Annotated in this window: 10 protein-coding genes; all 10 read left to right on the top strand. The window is 38.0% G+C overall.

Features of this window, described 5'->3' with window-relative positions; translation table 11 throughout:
• Window position 1 precedes the first annotated feature (1 nt).
• Window positions 2-589, top strand: a complete 588-nt coding sequence (locus U735_RS0110860; protein ID WP_031443840.1) for a Maf family protein — start codon at window positions 2-4, stop codon at window positions 587-589.
• Window positions 590-624: 35 nt separating this feature from the next.
• Window positions 625-1,575: a hypothetical protein gene (locus tag U735_RS0110855; RefSeq protein WP_031443839.1), complete on the top strand. Its 951-nt coding sequence runs from the start codon at window positions 625-627 to the stop codon at window positions 1,573-1,575.
• A 5-nt stretch (window positions 1,576-1,580) separates the two neighbouring features.
• Window positions 1,581-2,129, top strand: a complete 549-nt coding sequence (locus U735_RS0110850) for a mechanosensitive ion channel domain-containing protein (protein ID WP_031443838.1) — start codon at window positions 1,581-1,583, stop codon at window positions 2,127-2,129.
• Between the two features lie 78 nt (window positions 2,130-2,207).
• The gene (locus U735_RS0110845) at window positions 2,208-4,718 is read left to right on the top strand and encodes a PIG-L family deacetylase (RefSeq protein WP_031443837.1); all 2,511 of its coding nucleotides are present in this window, start codon (window positions 2,208-2,210) and stop codon (window positions 4,716-4,718) included.
• Window positions 4,719-4,843: 125 nt separating this feature from the next.
• A complete protein-coding gene (locus U735_RS0110840; RefSeq protein WP_031443836.1) occupies window positions 4,844-6,550 on the top strand; it encodes a sodium:solute symporter in 1,707 nt (568 codons plus the stop codon).
• A gap of 236 nt (window positions 6,551-6,786) precedes the next feature.
• The gene (locus U735_RS0110835) at window positions 6,787-7,827 is read left to right on the top strand and encodes a LacI family DNA-binding transcriptional regulator (RefSeq protein WP_051892081.1); all 1,041 of its coding nucleotides are present in this window, start codon (window positions 6,787-6,789) and stop codon (window positions 7,825-7,827) included.
• Between the two features lie 175 nt (window positions 7,828-8,002).
• Window positions 8,003-11,020 (top strand): SusC/RagA family TonB-linked outer membrane protein, encoded by a 3,018-nt coding sequence (locus U735_RS0110830; RefSeq protein ID WP_031443834.1) that lies wholly within the window; start codon window positions 8,003-8,005, stop codon window positions 11,018-11,020.
• Window positions 11,021-11,030: 10 nt separating this feature from the next.
• A complete protein-coding gene (locus tag U735_RS0110825) occupies window positions 11,031-12,608 on the top strand; it encodes a SusD/RagB family nutrient-binding outer membrane lipoprotein (RefSeq protein ID WP_031443833.1) in 1,578 nt (525 codons plus the stop codon).
• A gap of 254 nt (window positions 12,609-12,862) precedes the next feature.
• The gene (locus U735_RS0110820) at window positions 12,863-16,186 is read left to right on the top strand and encodes a VCBS repeat-containing protein (RefSeq protein ID WP_069859030.1); all 3,324 of its coding nucleotides are present in this window, start codon (window positions 12,863-12,865) and stop codon (window positions 16,184-16,186) included.
• A gap of 4 nt (window positions 16,187-16,190) precedes the next feature.
• Window positions 16,191-19,313, top strand: a complete 3,123-nt coding sequence (locus U735_RS0110815; protein ID WP_146032807.1) for a DUF5107 domain-containing protein — start codon at window positions 16,191-16,193, stop codon at window positions 19,311-19,313.
• The last annotated feature ends 80 nt before the right edge of the window (window positions 19,314-19,393 follow it).

Genomic DNA, 19,393 nt, shown 5'->3' with positions numbered 1-19,393 from the left:
TATGTCCAATAACAAATTAAAGGAATATAAGGTTATATTAGCTTCGGCCTCCCCAAGAAGAAAGCAGTTCTTTGGGGAAATGGAAATAGATTTTATAGTACATCCGATACATGTAAACGAAATATATCCCGATTATCTACAGGGCTCGCAAATTTCAGATTATCTGGCAGAATTAAAGGCTGCTGGATATGAAAAAAGATTGGAGAGCAGGGATATTCTCATAACTTCCGATACCGTGGTTTGGCATAACGGTATCTCTTTGGCTAAACCTGCCGATCTTGACGAAGCCTTTTCCATGTTAAAGACACTTTCCAACGATTGGCACGAAGTAATTACCTCCGTTTGTTTAACAACGAACAAAAGTCAACAAACTGTGAATCAATCTACCAGGGTAAAATTCAAGGAATTGAGTCATTGGGAGATGGACCACTATATCCGAAACTATAACCCTTTCGATAAAGCTGGGGGCTATGGCATTCAGGATTGGATAGGTCTTATTGGAATTGAAGAGATCCAGGGATCCTATACCAATGTGGTAGGCCTGCCAACCCAATTGGTTTACAAAACGTTAATGGCCATGGTGGGCTAGGTTATTTTGAATAATTTTAGGAAAATTTAATTTCTATGCAACGTCTGTTTACCTTCATTTTTGTACATATACTATTATTTATGGTTCTTTTTAGCGCTTGTAAGGAAAATGCTAAAGAATCCGAAAACATTTCCCCAGCAGAAAATGACATGAAAATGTCCAAGACTAAACCAATAAAAACTCACTTATCCGAGGAGTTCAAAGAATATTGGTTTGCGGGGAAGGCCGAAATAACTTCTTATAAATTGGAACAGGCCCGCTATGGTGAACTTAGGGACGGAAGTGCGGTTTTAATATACGTTACCGAGCCTTTTTTGGCGGACAAACAGGTGAAGGCCGATCAATCCAACCCCAACAATATATCTGTACTAAAACTAAACAGTACCAAAAACTTCTTAACAGGTATCTACCCCTACTCTATTATGAGCAGCAGTTTTTTTCCCGTATCGGATAATCAACATGCCATAAAACTTACCACCTCCGTTCAGGAATGGTGCGGCCAGGTATTTGCCCAGTTGAACAACAGGGATAAATTTGAGGTGAATTCCTTTTCTTATTTCGAAAGCGAAGGGGATCAGACCATAACATTGGACAAAACGGATTTGGAAAACGAGATTTGGAACAAAATAAGGGTCAACCCTAACAATCTTCCTATAGGTAATGTAAAAATGGTTCCCTCTATGGAATATTTACGTTTGGCACACAAACAAGTAAAAGCCTATGAAGCACAAGCAGAATTAAATACTGAAGCAACTCTTAATACCTACAAAATTACCTATCCAGATTTGGAAAGAACTTTGGAAATCAGCTTTTCCAAATCCTTCCCACATACCATTGAAAATTGGTCCGAAACATATAAAAGTGGGTTTGGCCCCAATTCACAGACACTTACTTCCACGGCAACAAAAATAAAAACATTAAAAAGGGCTTATTGGCAGGAAAACAAAAATAGTGATGTATTTTTGCGCGACAGTTTAGGATTATAATTTCTATGGAAACATTTTATTTGGAGTACAAAAATGAACTTTTAGGCACTGGTATATGTTTATTGGTCCTCTTGATATTAAAGTATTTGGGTACCAAAGCAATTCAAAAAGTTGGTAAAATAAGTGATATTAATGAGGTACGTACGCGCTTGATCGTAAAATACTCCACTGTTGGACTTTCTGCTTTTGGAATAGTTGCCTTGATTCTGATTTGGGGTGTGCAAATGAAGGATATCGGCCTGGTATTTTCTTCAGTTTTTGCCGTTATAGGGGTGGCCCTTTTTGCTCAATGGTCCATATTGAGCAATGTTACTGCTGGGGTTATACTATTTTTTTCATTTCCGTTTAAGATCGGGGATAAGATAAAAATAATGGACAAGGAAATTGAATTGCCCAATGAAGTTTATCTTATTGAGGATATAAGGGCCTTTCATGTACATCTCAGAAGGAATAATGGAGAGCTTTTTACCTACCCCAATAACATGATGCTTCAGAAAGCCATAGCTTTGGCGCAAACCTATGAAGACTCCTTGGAAAGCAGCGATGTTCTTTAAGTTGTTAAAGTAGTTGTAAAAATTACAGCTACGGATTTTATATCTTTATATTTGGGAACCAACTAAAACATAAATTATATGCGCCTTCCTTGGGTATTCTTATTTGGGATACTACTCTCATGCCAACTTATTGACGCTCAAGCACCAAAAAAAAATACATCTTCGGACATTTTTCATTCCATTCAAAAATTAAATTTTTTGGGTTCGGCACTATATATTGCTGCTCATCCCGATGATGAAAATACACGACTAATTTCCTATCTTTCCAATGAAGTAAAGGCTAAAACGGCCTACTTATCGCTAACCCGCGGGGATGGAGGCCAAAATTTGATAGGTTCCGAGCTTAGGGAGTTACTGGGAGTATTAAGAACACAGGAATTGTTGGCCGCGAGGCGTATTGATGGCGGAGAACAATTTTTTACAAGGGCCAACGATTTTGGCTACTCCAAGCACCCGAATGAAACCCTTAAGATCTGGAACAAAGAGGCGGTGTTAAGCGACGTAGTCTGGATTATACGCAATTTTAAACCAGATGTTATTATCAATAGATTTGACCACAGATCACCAGGATCTACCCACGGACACCACACCTCTTCTGCCATGCTGAGCTATGAGGCCTTCGATTTGACCAACAATCCATATATATATCCGGAACAATTAAAAAGCACGGAGGTATGGCAACCAAAACGACTTTTTTTTAATACCTCTTGGTGGTTTTACGGCAGTGAGGATAAATTTCAAAAAGCGGACAAATCCAAAATGATCGATCTGGATGTTGGGGTCTACTATCCGTTAAGGGGAGTTTCAAACAACGAAATAGCATCACTTGCCAGTAGCCAGCATTTGTGCCAAGGTTTTGGAAGATTGGCTACACGAGGCAGTGAGAACGAGTATATAGAACTTTTAAAGGGCGACCTCCCAAAAGACAAATCCGATATTTTCGACGGAATAAATACTACTTGGTCACGCGTTGAAGGTGGTGAGGCAGTTGGGAAAATTTTATATGAAATTGAAAGAAATTTCGATTTTGCCCAACCGTCGAAACACTTGCCACAACTTATTGAAGGGTATAAGGCCATTTTGAAATTGCAGGACGGGCATTGGAAGGAAATCAAGAAAAAGGAGTTGGAGGATATTATCCAATCGGTATGTGGACTTTATTTGGAAGCAACCGCCTCAGAATCCAACACTTATCCCGGAAGTACTATCGATATACATATTGAAGCACTGAACAGAAGCAATGCCAATATCAATCTGTTAACAGTTTCCACTGGCTCGGATAATAGTATAAATAAAAATATAGCCCTAAAGGAAAACAAAAAGGAATTGTTCCAAATAAATCTAAATGTTCCTAGCAATAAGGAATACACTAGTCCATATTGGTTAAACAGTAAAGGCACTACGGGAATGTATATGGTAAAGGACCAAAATCTAATTGGTAAACCGGAAACTCCCCATGCCTTTGAGGTGAATTTTGAAATGGAATTCCTCGGATTTACCATAAATATTAAAAAACCAATTGTATACAGATATTCCAAACCTGAAAAAGGGGAAATATATCAACCTTTTGAAATATTGCCGGAGGCTACAGCTAGTTTTAAGGATAAGGTGATCATTTTTGCCAACTCCGAACCCAAGAAAATACCGGTTACAATAAAAGCACTTAAAGATAATGTTAAGGGGGAACTACAGCTGTGTTTTGGAAAAGGTTGGAAGGTTGATCAGGAAATACAACCTTTTGAAATAGGAAAAAAAGGTGACCAACGAATATTACATTTTATCTTAACTCCACCTTCAACTGAAGATGAAAATTATATCTCCCCCATTATTAAGGTGGATGGCAAGGAAATATCCAAAGAATTGATAGAAATATCCTATGACCATATCCCCAAACAATCGGTGCTCATGCCTTCCGAAACCAAAGTGGTTCGACTGGACATTAATAAGAATGGAGAAAACATTGGATATATAAACGGGGCTGGCGATGAAATTCCCGAAAGTCTGATACAAATTGGATATAAGGTTGAAAAAATAGACCCAACAGCTATACAAGCCGGATCCTTGGCCAAGTTTGATGCTATTGTTGTTGGTATAAGGGCCTACAATGTAGTGGATGAATTAAAATTTAAGCAGCGTTATTTATTGGATTATGTAAAGGAGGGCGGTAACTTGATTATTCAATACAACACAGCTGGCAGAAATGGATTGGACATGGAAAACCTGGCCCCCTACCCCTTATCCATTAGCCGTGACAGGGTAACCGATGAAACCTCCAATGTAAGCATACTGGCCAAAACGCATCCCCTTGTAAATTATCCAAATAAAATAACCCAAAACGATTTTAATGGCTGGGTACAGGAACGTGGTCTGTATTTTCCAGATCAATGGTCCAAGGAGTTTACTCCTATACTTTCAATGAACGATGAAGGGGAACCAGCTTTATCTGGTAGCCTTTTAGTTGCACCATACGGTAAGGGGAACTATATTTATACGGGATTAAGCTTTTTCAGGGAATTACCGGCGGGTGTAACCGGGGCTTACAGACTGTTTGCCAATATGCTTTCCCTACAACAGGAAAGCCAAAAGTAAAAAACAAATAACAAGAATAGTTATGTTCGAGAAATTTGATTGGAAAAAAGAGTATACGCTAGTAATAGTGCTCAATATTATCTACATAATTGTTTTTTATTTAATAATGACCGGAAACCGATAAAATGGCTGCAATAGATTGGATCATACTTGTCGGAACCCTTATGTTCATTGTTGGATATGGTGTTTGGAGAACAAAGGGAAGTAAGAATGTAACGGACTATGTTCTTGGTGGTCACGATGCCAAATGGTGGACCATAGGACTATCCGTAATGGCAACCCAGGCCAGTGCCATTACATTTTTGTCCACTCCCGGACAGGCCTTTCATGACGGAATGGGGTTTGTTCAGTTTTATTTTGGCCTGCCATTGGCCATGATTATAATATGTCTTGTTTTTGTTCCCATATATCACAGGCTTAATGTATATACCGCCTATGAATTTTTAGAAAACCGCTTCGACCTTAAAACAAGGACCCTGGCAGCATTGTTATTTTTAATTCAACGCGGTCTTGCTGCCGGGATTACCATTTTTGCTCCTTCAATTATTCTTTCCGCCGTATTGGGCTGGGACTTAAAAACCTTAAATATTCTAATAGGTATCCTTGTTATCATTTATACCGTTTCTGGTGGTACCAGGGCTGTGAGTGTTACACATAAACAACAAATGTTTATTATAATGACAGGAATGTTTATCGCATTCTTTTTTATACTTGGTTATTTGCCGGAGGACATTACTTTTAGCAAGGCCCTGAAAATTGCCGGGGCAGGTGATAAATTGAATATTTTGGACTTTAGTGTCAATACCACAAGCCGTTATACCTTTTGGAGCGGAATTACAGGTGGACTTTTTCTTGCTTTGGCCTACTTTGGGACGGACCAGAGTCAGGTGCAAAGATATCTCTCCGGAAAAACGGTTAGGGAAAGTCAACTTGGATTAATTTTCAATGGATTGCTAAAAATACCAATGCAATTCTTTATTTTACTAGTGGGTGTAATGGTATTTATTTTTTTTCAATTCAACCATTCTCCTCTAAACTTTAATCCGGCTGCTACCAATGCCATAATGGAATCTTCCTATTCGGAAGACTATAAGATATTGGAAGAAGAACATTTGGTTTTGGAGAGTGAAAAAAGAATGGCCCAGAATAAATTTTCCGGAGCCCTTGATCTTAAGGAGTACGATGCCATTGAAGATGCCAAACAACACATTGTAAGTATTAACAATAAGGATAAGGAAAATAGGCAGGCGGCCCAAGCACTAATTTCTATGGCCGATGAAAGTGTAGAGACAAATGACAAAGATTATGTTTTTATTCATTTTATTTTAAATTTTCTGCCCAAAGGACTTATTGGTCTTTTATTGGCTGTGATACTTTCAGCTGCAATGTCCTCAACCGCCTCTGAATTAAATGCTTTGGGAACGGTTACATCTTTGGATTTGTACAAACGAAATAAGAAAGGTGAATTTACACAGGCACATTATGTAAAGGTATCAAAGTTATTTACCCTTATGTGGGGCGCTGTAGCCATTGCAATTGCTTGTGTGGCCAACCTATTTGATAATCTCATTCAATTGGTCAATATTATAGGCTCTATTTTTTATGGGAATGTTCTAGGTATTTTTCTGATCGCCTTCTTTTTTAAATTTATAAAGGGCAATGCGGTTTTTGTAGCAGCCTTAATAACACAGTGCATCGTAATTATTGGCTGGAGTTACGATTGGATGTCCTATTTGTGGTTAAATGCTTTCGGATGTTGCCTAATAATAGTATTGGCTACAATATTGGAAGGTTTTGATCGTCTTCTTAAAAATCCTCCTATAGAAGCATAATACTTTTCTTTATGTCATTTGTTTTAGTTTTGCAGTAATACCTAAAGACAAATTAGCACCGTTCCATTTTTGCTGGATATAAGTAGGTTTGATGGTTGGTTAATACCTAATATTATTCAAGTGCACGAAAATTTTAGGTAATTTGTAAGGAATATTTCTATATTTAATGTTAGCAAACTGTTAAGAGTTTATTTATATGCCAAAAATTAAATCCTGTTCTCGGGTCAACTACTAGCATGATTAAGGAGAAATATACGATAAAGGACATTGCCCAAATGGCAGGTGTTTCCAAGGGAACAGTAGATAGGGTATTGCACAAACGAGGCAAGGTTTCCAAAAATGCTTTTGAAAAAGTTGATAAGGTACTTAAGGAAATAGACTACAAACCCAATCCCATTGCCAGGAATCTCAAGAGAAACAAAACCTATAGTATACATGTTCTACTTCCGGATCCCAATAATGATCCATATTGGATTCCTGCCAATGAAGGAGTTTTGGAAGCCTCCGACCAATTCACCCCTTTTGGTATAATAATCAGGAAGTATTTTTATGACCCTAGAAATAAATCATCTTTTGTAGAACATTCTCAGGAAGCTATTAAATCACGTCCCGATGTTCTTTTAATGGCTCCCATTTTTGAAAATGAATCTCAATTGGTTTTAAAAAGGTGTTCTGAGACCAAAATTCCGGTAGTTCTCTTCAACAACCATATAAATTGCTTTAAAGAACAAATTTTTATTGGTCAGGATCTAAAACAAAGTGGTAGGGTTGCAGCAAGTTTAATGGAGAAAATAATTGGAAAGAATGATGAAATAGCCATCATCCATATCAATAAAGAACCCCATATGCAATCAAAGGAAAACGGTTTTGTCGAATTTTTTACAGAAAAGTCGGATGGCGATCACATTATGGTTTCCAAAACTTTTAATTCCGCGGAAGAAAACATTTTTAAACATGAAGTATCCCAATTTATAAAAGACAACCCCAAAATCAATGCCTTTTTTGTAACTAATTCAAAGGCATATATGTTGGTAGAAGCCTTTCAAGATCTTAAAAAAGATGACAGTTCTATAATAGGTTACGATTTATTAAAACCCAATATTAAGTACCTGAAACAGGGGAATATCAAATTTTTAATACACCAAAAACCAAAAAGGCAGGCTTTTCTGAGTGTTAATTATTTGGCCGAACATTTCCTATTCGGAAAACCTTTACCCGCACAGGAATTTCTTCCTATAGATATTATCACCACAGAAAATGCCCATTATTACCTTTAATTAGGTTGCTTGTGAGGAATACATTCCAACTTCGACCTTATAAAAATTAAGGTTTTATTTGATGTGCTCGAACACATTAACACTGAAACTATTTGTTTTATTAAAAAAAAAGATTAATTTCACTCTTAACTTAATATTAACAAACAACTAATTTATTAACTCAAACAATTTTATTATGGTCAAAAAATTGCTATTATTTTTTGTACTGGTGTTCGGAGCTTATCCGTTACTGGCGCAAAGCAAAACGGTGACAGGTACGGTTACCGATGCTACGGATGGTTCCCCACTACCAGGTGTAAACGTACTGGTACAAGGAACCACAACTGGATCTCAAACTGATTTTGATGGGAATTATTCCATTGAGGCAGAAAGCGGGAACGTATTGGTATTTTCATTTCTAGGAATGAAGACCCAATCCGTTACTGTAGGTGCATCAAACACTATTAATGTATCCATGCAGGAAGATGCGGAACAACTGGGAGAAGTGGTTGTAACGGCTTTGGGTATTAAGAGGGAAGAAAAAACCTTAACCTATGCCCAGCAGACTGTTAGGGCAGATGAGTTGACCGCAACCAGAGATCCTAATTTCATGAACAGTATATCCGGTAAAGCTGCCGGTGTTGAAATTAAGAAAAGTAGTTCTGGTGCTGGTGGATCTACAAGGATTGTTCTTAGGGGTAACAAATCCCTTAGTGGCGATAGCTCACCATTATTTGTAATTGACGGTATTCCTATGGCCAACAACAAAGGTGGACAACCAGGAATGTGGGGAGGAGTTGATTCGGGTGACGGACTTTCAGCTATTAACCCTGACGATATTGAGAGTATCAGTATTCTGAAAGGTTCTAACGCAGCTGTACTTTATGGTAGTCAAGGTGCCAATGGGGTAGTTGTTATTACAACCAAAGCAGGTAAGTCTGGTAAAACTACCGTAAGCTTAAATTCTGGTTACACCTTCGAACACTATCTTGAATTACCAGATTTGCAGTTTAAGTATGGGGCAAATGGTAATGCCAAGGAAAGCTGGTCTACAACCCCTGGTGATTATCAGAGTAGTTATGTGGAAGAATTTTTCCAAACAGGTCATAATTTCAATAATACCGTTACTATTAGTGGTGGTAATGATAAGACTACTGCCTATTTTTCTTACGGAAATATAACTGCTTCCGGAATAACACCAGAGAATAAATACCAGAAGAACAACTTTACCTTTAAACAATCCACTAAGATGTTCAATGATAAGGTAACTGTTACTTCCAGTGTTCTTATGGCTTTGGAGGAAACAAAAAATAGGTTGCCTGCAGGGTATTACCTAAACCCATTAACAGGGCTATATATGTTTCCAAGACAGAGAAATTTTTATGATTTCAAAAACAATTACGAAGTTTTTGATAATGACAGAAACTTATTTGCGCAGAACTGGTTTGTTGTGGATCACCATCAATCCAATCCTTATTGGATAGTTAACAAGCAACCAAAAACTGATGAAAGTAAAAGGATAATAGGTAGTTTGAGTCTTGATTATGAGATTTCCGAGAAGCTTAAATTACAGGTTAGGGGAAATTATGATTATGCTGTAAAAGAATTCGAACAGCAACATGCCGCTACCTCCAACTCCACTAACGTACACCCAAAAGGTGCTTGGGATTACAGAAAGTATGATGACCAATTGGTCTATACCGATGCCATTCTTAGCTACGATACCGATTTAAGTGATAGTTTTAGTTTAAACGGGGTATTGGGAGCAAGTTATCAGAAAACAGTTTACGGTGATGGTGTAAGCGTAGGTACAGGTACTATAGGTTTACTTTATCCTAATGAGTTTAATTTTCAAAACTTACCAACTAACGTTCAGGTAAGTTCTACTTATGACGGATCTGTTATAAAACAAGGTGCTTTTGCCAACCTTCAATTAGGATTTAAGGAAATGTTATTCTTGGATCTTTCCGGAAGAAATGACTGGGCTTCAACATTGGCCCTAACCGGAAATGATTCTTATTTCTATCCTTCTGTGGGTATAACCGGTATTCTTAGTGAAATGTTCACCATGCCAGAGGCCGTTAGTTTTGGTAAATTAAGAGCCTCCTACACCCAAGTTGGTAACGAGGTACCCTTTAACAGAATTAACCCACAAAACACAATTGCGGGTAATGGTGGTGTAGACAGAAATACAGTAAAGCCATTTTTGGACGCAAAACCAGAAATAATTACGAGTTTGGAATTTGGTGCAGATTGGAGATTTTTTCAAAACAGATTAGGATTGGACATTACTTATTATAGTCTAACCAGTAAAGATCAGTTTATTCAAGTACCGTTATTGCAGTCCGAATCTGAGGGTGGATACACCACTAAATTCATCAACGCAGGTGAAATTACCAATAAAGGTTGGGAAATTACGCTTAGCGCAACCCCTGTTCAGACTGATGATTTTCAATGGGTTACGGCCTTCAACTTTACCAACAACACCAATGAGATTGTGGATATAGGACCAGATGACGACAAGGTAATCAATCTTGGGTCCTCGGAAGGTTATCAATCAAAATTGGTTGAGGGTGGAGCGTTCAATGACCTATATGTCTTAAAATTTTTAAGGAACGATCAAGGACAAATCTTGTTTGATGCCGGAAAACCTTTAAGGACTCCAACTACTGAGCTTGTTGGTAATTTGGATCCTGATTGGACCTTAGGCTGGAACAACAACTTTAGTTACAAGAGATTTACACTTGGTATGCAAATAAATGGTAAATTTGGAGGTAACGTGTTTAGCCAAACCGAATCCATGTTGGACGGTGCCGGAGTTTCCCAAAGAACTGCTGATGCAAGGGATGCCGGTGGTGTTACGGTTAATGGTGTAGACCAGACCTCTGGAGCTGCCATTACAACTGTGGATGCCGAAACTTGGTTTAGAGCCATAGGTGATAGAAACGGTGTTGGAGAGGCCTATGTTTATGACCGTACCAATATTAGGGTTAACCAACTTTCTTTGGGTTACAATATTGATGTGTCAAAATTAGGATTACCAATATCTGCAGCATCATTGTCGTTCATTGGAAACAATTTGTTCTATATCTACAAAGATGCTCCTTTCGACCCAGAATTGGCAATGAGTACCAATCAAAATGCTCAGGGATTGGATAACTTTAATCTTCCTTCTACAGGAACTTATGGATTTAATCTAAAAGTAACATTCTAATTTATAAAAGATGAAAAAGTTAATATATCTAATTACAATGGTCATTGCCTTTAGTGCATGTACCAACGATTTTGAAGAAACGAATACCAATCCATATCAAATATCCGGTGAATCATTAAAGCAGGATTTTAATCATGTAGGGGCATTTTATTCCTCTATGCTGAGCCAAATATTTGGTAACCAAGTAGATCATAACTTGACCAATGTTACCTTTGCGCAGCATTTGGCCACTCCTACCCCATTTGTTGGAGGTGTAAACAACACTACCTACTACATACGTTGGAATGGCTACTGGGCCAGGGAGTATAACAATGTAATGGCTCCTGCCAAACAGGTTATTGATATTGCTGCAGCAGATGGTTATGACGTCTTTGTGGAATGGGCCAATTTAATTAGAATTGTATCCATGTCCAGGGTTACTACCTATTATGGACCAATTCTTTATACCAATTATGGTTCTACAGGAAGTGCACTTTATGATAGCGAGGAAACATTATATAATGCTTTTTTTAGTGATCTAGATAGAATCATTTCAGTTTTCAGTGCCAACACCGACTATGTTGGTCTAAATAATTTTGATGCCAGTTATGGTGGTGATGTTAGTAAATGGGCCAGATATGCCAACTCATTAAGGTTGCAATTGGCCATGCGTATCTCTAAGGTAGCTCCAGACTTGGCTAAAGCTCAAGGTGAAAAAGCTATGGCTGATCCAGTAGGGCTTATTGAGACCAATGCAGATAATTTCAATATATCCTTGTACGGTCAAAAATTTCACCCAGCACAAATTTGCTTTGAATGGGGAGATACTAGAATGAGTGCCACTATGGAGTCTATCTTGATAGGGTATAAAGATAACCGTATTGCACCTTTCTTTGATCCGGTGAGTGATATGTCTTTAGTTACAGATCACCCAGACTGGCCTTATAAAGGAATCCGTAATGGTGCCGAATTGGTTGCCAAGGATGATCGTTTGAGCTTCTCTACTATCGACGTATCGTTTAATGATCCAGCCAAGGTTACCAAACGTAAGGTAATGAGTGCCGACGAAGTATTCTTTATTAAGGCAGAAGCTGCTCTAAGGGGATGGGCCGGTGCCGGAGATGCACAAGCCAACTATGAAGCAGGTGTTAGGGCTTCCTTTGAATTATGGGGAGCAGGTGGTGTTGATGCCTATTTGGCGGACAATACCAGTTTGCCAATAGACTATAATGACCCTGTAGCAGCAGGTGCTGTTAACGATTTTGTTAATCAGATTACAACCACTGTTGCTTGGGATGAAGCTGCCAGCAATGAGATTAAATTGGAGAAAATTATTACCCAAAAATGGATTGCGGCCTATACCAACGAAATGGAAGCTTGGGTAGACTATAGAAGAACAGGTTATCCTAAACTACCTCCGGTATATCAAAACAGTAGTAATTCCGATTGGGGAATTATACCTGATGGAGAAGCAATAAAAAGAATGCCGTTCGTGAATTCAGAACGCGAAGGTAATGCTGCGGGTGTTGCTGATGCAACGGACAAATTAGGTGGACCGGATGAAATTGGTACCAGACTATGGTGGGATACTGGCGGACCAAACTTTTAATTTTTGAAATATATTAGTGTTTAAGAAAAAGCCTGTGATTTAAAAGTCACAGGCTTTTGTTTTATCAGGTTACTACCCATTTTAAAAATCTATATTGGAGTTCGGAAAATCATATTATATCCCAAGCTTTTATTGTGGTTAGTCCATAGAATTAATTAACTTACCTTCTTTAATTTTTACCCTTATATCATAGGCTTTTGGTTTTATAATACAATTCACAAAATCTAGCCTATATTGAAAAATTCCTAATTACTATGTTTCAAAATATCACCAAAATATACCTGCTTGTCACTACACTATTTATTTTTTCTTGCCAAGGTGTTGATGATAGCAAAATGTTCTCCCTAATGCCGAGCAACAAGACTGGAATTACATTTAAACCTGTTTTACAGGAAACAGAAGAATTTAATATTTTAACCTATGGCTACATCTACAATGGTGGTGGGGTAAGCGCTGGTGATATCAACAATGATGGTCTTACGGACCTTTATTTCACGGCCAGCATGGTAGGAAGTAGGCTATATATCAATAAAGGCAACTTTAAATTTGAAGAAATTGCCCAAAAGGCAGGGGTATTTGCCGAGGGTCTGTGGAATACCGGAACAACCATGGCCGATGTTAACGGGGATGGTTTTTTGGATATCTATGTATGTAGATCGGCCGCCAAGGACGATTATAAAAGAAAAAACCTATTATTTATTAATAATGGGGATTTAACTTTTACAGAAAAAGCAGCGGAATACGGTATTGATGACAGTGGTTACTCCACTCAGGGTGCTTTTTTTGATTATGACAAGGATGGCGATCTGGATTTATATGTGGTAAACCATTCTTCACAGGAATATTCAAGCTTTAGGCAAATATCCAATAACCTTAAGCAACAAAGAAACCCTGCCTATGAAGACCGACTTTATAGAAACGATGATGGAAAGTTTGTAGATGTTAGTGAATCTTCCGGACTTGTTTCAAATGTTTTGGGTTTTGGATTGGGAATTGCCGTTTCGGATATGAATAATGATAATTGGCCAGATATTTATATTTCGAATGATTTTAAGGAACAGGACTATTTGTATATCAATAATCATGATGGCACCTTTACCGAAAGTCTTGAAGAATTTATTGGGCACACCTCCCATTTTTCCATGGGTTCGGATGTAGCGGATATCAATAATGATGGCTTTCCGGAAATTATGACCTTGGACATGCTCCCGGAAAACAATTACCGATTAAAGATGGTCTCCGGTCCGGACAATTATGACAAAAACACCTTCTTGGAGAAATCCGGATTCTATTATCAGACCATGAGAAATATGATGCATTTAAACAATCAGGGGAAATCTTTTTCCGAAATTGGGCAATTTTCGGGCGTTTCCAATACCGACTGGAGTTGGGCCTCTCTTTTCACTGATTTGGACAATGATGGTTTTAAAGATCTATTTATTACCAATGGTGTAAAACGGGACTACACTAATATGGATTTTTTAAATTTTGCAGTTCAGGATAGAATTAATCAAAATAAAACCGGGGTAGAGACGGCCATTACAGATTTGTTGGAGAATATGCCTGCTACCATTGAAGAGAATTATACCTATCAAAATAATGGCGACCTTACTTTTTCCAAAGTCAATGAAGCCTGGGGACTAAATCAGAAATCGCTTTCCAATGGGGCCTTATATGCCGACTTGGACAATGACGGGGATCTAGATCTTGTGGTCAATAACATAGATGAATACCCTTTTGTTTACAGAAACAATAGTGAATTGCACACTACCAACCATCACTTAAAAATTAATTTTAAGGGTGAAGGAAAAAATACCTCTGGCATTGGCTCCAAAGTTACTTTGACCATTGGAAACAAAATACTTATGCAAGAATTTATGCCCACTAGGGGCTTTCAATCTTCCGTAGATTTTAATCTTATTTTTGGTCTTGGGTATGCTACGTCCGTAGATGAACTTAAAATTATTTGGCCCAATGGCCAAGTGCAAATTTTAAATGATATAAAGGCGGATGAAACCATTACCCTAAATCAAAAGGATGCAGTTTTATTGGAAAATAATTCCGAACGGATAGTTGGAACAACCTATTTTACAGACATTACTATGGATAGTCTTATCCCCTACCGGCATTTGGAGAATGATTATAACGATTTTAAACGTGAACAGTTACTCCCCCATAAATTATCTACCCAAGGACCAACAATAACTAAAGCGGACGTGAATAATGATGGTCTCGAAGATATATATGTCGGTGGCGCCAAAGGAAGTGAAGGTCGAATGTTTAAGCAGACGTCTTCGGGCAAGTTCCTGTCCATCAATGAAAAAATATTCATTACTGATAAGGAATCGGAAGACATTGGCTCACTTTTCTTCGATGCGGATAAGGACGGGGATATGGATCTTTATGTGGTAAGTGGCGGAAACGATTTTGATGAAGATTCAGTTGAACTACAAGATAGACTTTACATTAACGACGGCAGGGGCAATTTCTACAAAAATACTAATGCCCTACCAAAGATGCTTTCCAGCAATTCCTGTGTCAAGGCCAGTGATATTGACGGAGATGGGGATTTGGACCTTTTTGTGGGCGGCCGATTGGTTCCTGGTAAATATCCCACCGCACCAAGAAGTTATATTTTGCAGAACAACGGTAAAGGCACTTTTACGGATATCACCTTTACTGTAAACCCAGATCTTGAATATCCCGGAATGGTCACAGATGCTTTGTGGACCGATTTTGATAATGATAATATTAATGATCTAATTCTGGTAGGTGAATGGATGAAAATCAGGACATTCAAAAATGTAAGTGGTAAACTTGTGGAAGTATATGAAAACAATGGCCTGAACGATTCCGAGGGCTGGTGGAACAGGATTGAACAAGGTGATTTTGACAAGGATGGTGATATGGATTATATAGTAGGAAATTTTGGAAGAAATTCCCAGTTAAAAACCTCGCCTTCCGAACCAGTAACTTTGTATACCAAGGATTTTGATAGCAATGGCTCTTTAGATCCCATATTGTGTTCCTATAACTTGGGAGAGGAATTTCCTGTTTTTTCAAAAGATGACATGGTGGGTCAATTGAGTGGGCTCAAAGGCAAATATTTAAATTATTCAGACTATGCATCTGCCAGAATTACGGATGTATTTAGCCCTGAGGAACTAAAAGGGGCTATGGTCTTAAAAGCCAAAAATTTCAATACCAGTTATATGGAAAACCTGGGAGATGGAAAATTTAAGATCGTACCCTTGCCAATCGAAACACAGTTTTCACCAATATATGGGATATTAAATGGGGATTTTAACAATGATGGCAACGAAGACGTGGTTGTTGGGGGTAATTTTTTTGGAACGAGGGTAAAATTTGGAAGATATGATGCCAATAAAGGCTTGGTCCTGTGTGGTGACGGAAAAGGCAATTTTAAACCTTCAACTGTAATGGAAAGTGGATTAAATATTGACGGAGAAATAAGGGATATTACCAAACTTACCTTGGCCGACAAAACAGAGGTAGTACTGTTCGTAAGAAACAATGACGGCATAGCAATGTATAAAATAGAATCAACTAAAAAATAGTAAAGTGAAAGTAAAGATTATCAGCTTAATAATTGCATTGGGATTATGTCTTGGAAGCATGGCCCAATCGCCATCTGCGACAATAAAGGAAGAAATAATGTCCTTGGATACGTACGACTTCAGTAAGCCTAACCCCATCCCAATCCTGACCGACAATGCCAAAATTTTCCCGTATTTCAAATATGAAGGATATGAAAATATCGCAAAGAAGAAAAATTGGAAGGTAGTTACTTTGGAAAATGCTTTTATCAAAGTTTTTGTACTACCCGAAATAGGAGGTAAAGTCTGGGGAGCAATAGAGAAAAGTACAGGTGAAGAATTTCTTTATAAAAATGAAGTTATTAAATTCAGAAATATTTCAATGCGTGGACCTTGGACCTCTGGCGGGATTGAGTTCAATTTTGGAATTATAGGGCATCACCCGTCTACTGCTACTCCAGTAGATTATGTGGTAAAAACAAATGATGATGGAAGTGTAAGCTGTGTCGTAGGTAGCGCCGACCTACCCTCAAATACGGATTGGAGGGTAGAAATAAGGCTTGAAAAGGACAAGGCCTACTTTGAAACCAATGCCTCTTGGTACAATGGTTCCCCTATTGATCAATCCTATTACAATTGGATGACCGCTGCGGCAGTTGTTTCGGACGATTTGGAGTTCATCTATCCAGGAAATCAATTTTTGGAGCACGGAGGAGCAGCCAAACCGTGGCCAATAGATGCTGAAGGCAGAGATCTTTCCCTCTATAAAAACAATAATTTTGATAAGGATATTTCCGAACATGTGGTAGGCGATTATAAAGACTATTTTGGCGGATATTATCACAATAGAAATTTTGGTTTTGGCCACTGGGCACCCTATGAAGAAATGCCGGGACAGAAACTCTGGTTATGGTCTATGGCAAGGTCGGGAGCTATTTGGGAGGATTTACTGACTGACACCGATGGACAGTACATGGAGTTCCAAGCGGGGCGACTTCTTAATCAATATTCTCCAGGAGAAACCAACCCAATTTCACAAGCAAATTTTGAACCCTATGTCATGGACCGTTGGAAAGAAATCTGGTTTCCTTTCAAAGAAATTGGTGGAATGGTAGATGCTACGGAATACGGCGTCCTTAACGTTAAGGAATCGGGTAAAGGACTCTATATCGGTATCAATGCCCTACAAAACCTAAGTGATAATTTAACGGTATCCATCAATGGGAAAGAAGTTTTTTCTAAGGAAATCATCTTAAAGCCCATGGGAGTTTTTTCTCAAGAGCTTCCATTAAAGGACTCCGGGGAAATAGTGGTAAAATTAGGGGATAAAAAATTATTTTATACCTCCAATGGTGAAAGTACCCTCATAAAACGTCCGTTTATTGATGATGAAGCAATAAAGATCTCCATGAGCGAACAACTGTACCATGAAGGTTGGGAGGCACTAAAGTTTAGGGATTATGAACTCGCCAGCAAAAAATTAAATGAATTGGTGGATTTGGACCCCTTGCATCAGGATGGATTGTTGAAGTTGGCAGGATTGGAATATCGAAAAACGGATTATCACAAAGCTCTGGAATATGTAAATAGGGTTTTAAAATTGGACACCTATAATACTGAAGCCAATTACTTGGCCGGAATTATATATCGTGCCCTAAATGACAGTATTAATGCTTTGGAATCTTTTGGCTGGGCTGCCAGAAGCATGAAGTACAGATCTGTATCCTATGCCCAAATGGCCGAAATTTATTTCTCGTTACAAAATTTGGAAAGAGCAAATCTATATGCCAATAAAGCGTTGGATTACAATACCTACAACCTAAATGCACGAAAAATTAAATTATTGTTGCACAGGAAATACAACAAGTCCAATGCATTTAATGAAGAATATAACGCACTAATAAAAATAGATCCCTTAAATCATTTTGCTCTAATAGAATCCCAATTATTATCAGGGGATACCCCTCTTATTATGCCAAAGGAAATCAATAATGAATTTCCCGATGAATCCATTCTGGAACTGGCCATATATTATAAGTACATAGGATTGGTATCAGAGGCCATGGAGATCCTAAAATTGTCCAAAACATCGAATGCCAAAATACACCTTTGGGCTGCTTATTTAACCCAAGATATGGCTGCTGGGCCCAGTAATGAATATTTGGCTAAGGCCATAGCAGATCCTGTGGATTTTGTTTTCCCCTATAGGCAAGAAACCATTGATGTCCTTCAGTGGGCCATCTCCCAAAATGCCAATTGGAAATTTAAATACTATTTGGCGCAGAATTATATTGCTGTAGGACAAAAGACTTTAGGATTACAGCTCTTAAAGGAATGTGGAAATGAACCAGATTCCGACATTTTTTATCGTTTTAGGGCGAAGATGTTCAAAAATGAAGATTATGCTGCCAATGAAAAGGATTATTTAAAAGCACTGCAGCTAAACAATACCGATTGGAAACTTAGGGAAGAAGTGATTCAATTTTATTTAGATAATGATAAAATTGAAACAGCCTATAAATTGGCTAAAAAGTCCTACTCCAAATATCCCAAGAATGCCAACATAGGATTGATTTATGCCAAATCTGCCCTGTTGAACAATCAATATGGAAAAACTATTGAAGTCTTAAACGACATATTGATATTACCTTTTGAACATGCCTCCGAAAGTAAAAAGATATATACCGATGCCCATATTTTAATGGCTTTGGATAATATGCAATCCAAGAATTACAAGAGGGCTATATCCTTCTTGGAATCGTCAAAAGAATGGCCGGAAAATCTGGGAGTTGGAAAACCTTTCCATGCCGATGAAAGACTACAGGATTATCTACTTGCAGTCAATTTTGAATTGCTTAAAGATTCCAGAAAAAGTGAACAGTTATTGACCAACATATTGTCCTATCAAAATAACAATAAGAAGATGGTATCCGCTAATGAGCTGTTTGAACTATTGTCCCTTAAAAAATTGGGAAAGAGCGCCGAACTGGAATCCTCCATAAATCGAATTTCAAATATCAATACCATTATGGGCAAGTTGATTTTGGCTTTGTATCATAATGATGCTGCAGCACTGAAGGAAATAAGAACCCAAAACGTTTTGAACCATCCGTCTCTGAAAATATTGGAAGCAGCGAGTAAATATTGATTGCATTTGCCAGAAGTATTTTAACTTAAAGGTCAGTACTATAATTCAAGGAGCTACCAACCATTAATTAATTGGTTTTA

Origin of the sequence: Arenibacter algicola (assembly GCF_000733925.1) — a bacterium.
In the GTDB taxonomy this organism is placed as follows: domain Bacteria; phylum Bacteroidota; class Bacteroidia; order Flavobacteriales; family Flavobacteriaceae; genus Arenibacter; species Arenibacter algicola.
Note: the sequence above shows the minus strand (reverse complement) of the source record. Positions and strands in the feature narration are given on the sequence as shown.

Bases quoted from the DNA above. Each gene is read 5' to 3' on its own strand.
- U735_RS0110860 (WP_031443840.1), top strand. From the start codon at position 2: ATGTCCAATAACAAATTAAAGGAATATAAGGTTATATTAGCTTCGGCC.
- U735_RS0110855 (WP_031443839.1), top strand. From the start codon at position 625: ATGCAACGTCTGTTTACCTTCATTTTTGTACATATACTATTATTTATG.
- U735_RS0110850 (WP_031443838.1), top strand. From the start codon at position 1,581: ATGGAAACATTTTATTTGGAGTACAAAAATGAACTTTTAGGCACTGGT.
- U735_RS0110845 (WP_031443837.1), top strand. From the start codon at position 2,208: ATGCGCCTTCCTTGGGTATTCTTATTTGGGATACTACTCTCATGCCAA.
- U735_RS0110840 (WP_031443836.1), top strand. From the start codon at position 4,844: ATGGCTGCAATAGATTGGATCATACTTGTCGGAACCCTTATGTTCATT.
- U735_RS0110835 (WP_051892081.1), top strand. From the start codon at position 6,787: ATGATTAAGGAGAAATATACGATAAAGGACATTGCCCAAATGGCAGGT.
- U735_RS0110830 (WP_031443834.1), top strand. From the start codon at position 8,003: ATGGTCAAAAAATTGCTATTATTTTTTGTACTGGTGTTCGGAGCTTAT.
- U735_RS0110825 (WP_031443833.1), top strand. From the start codon at position 11,031: ATGAAAAAGTTAATATATCTAATTACAATGGTCATTGCCTTTAGTGCA.
- U735_RS0110820 (WP_069859030.1), top strand. From the start codon at position 12,863: ATGTTTCAAAATATCACCAAAATATACCTGCTTGTCACTACACTATTT.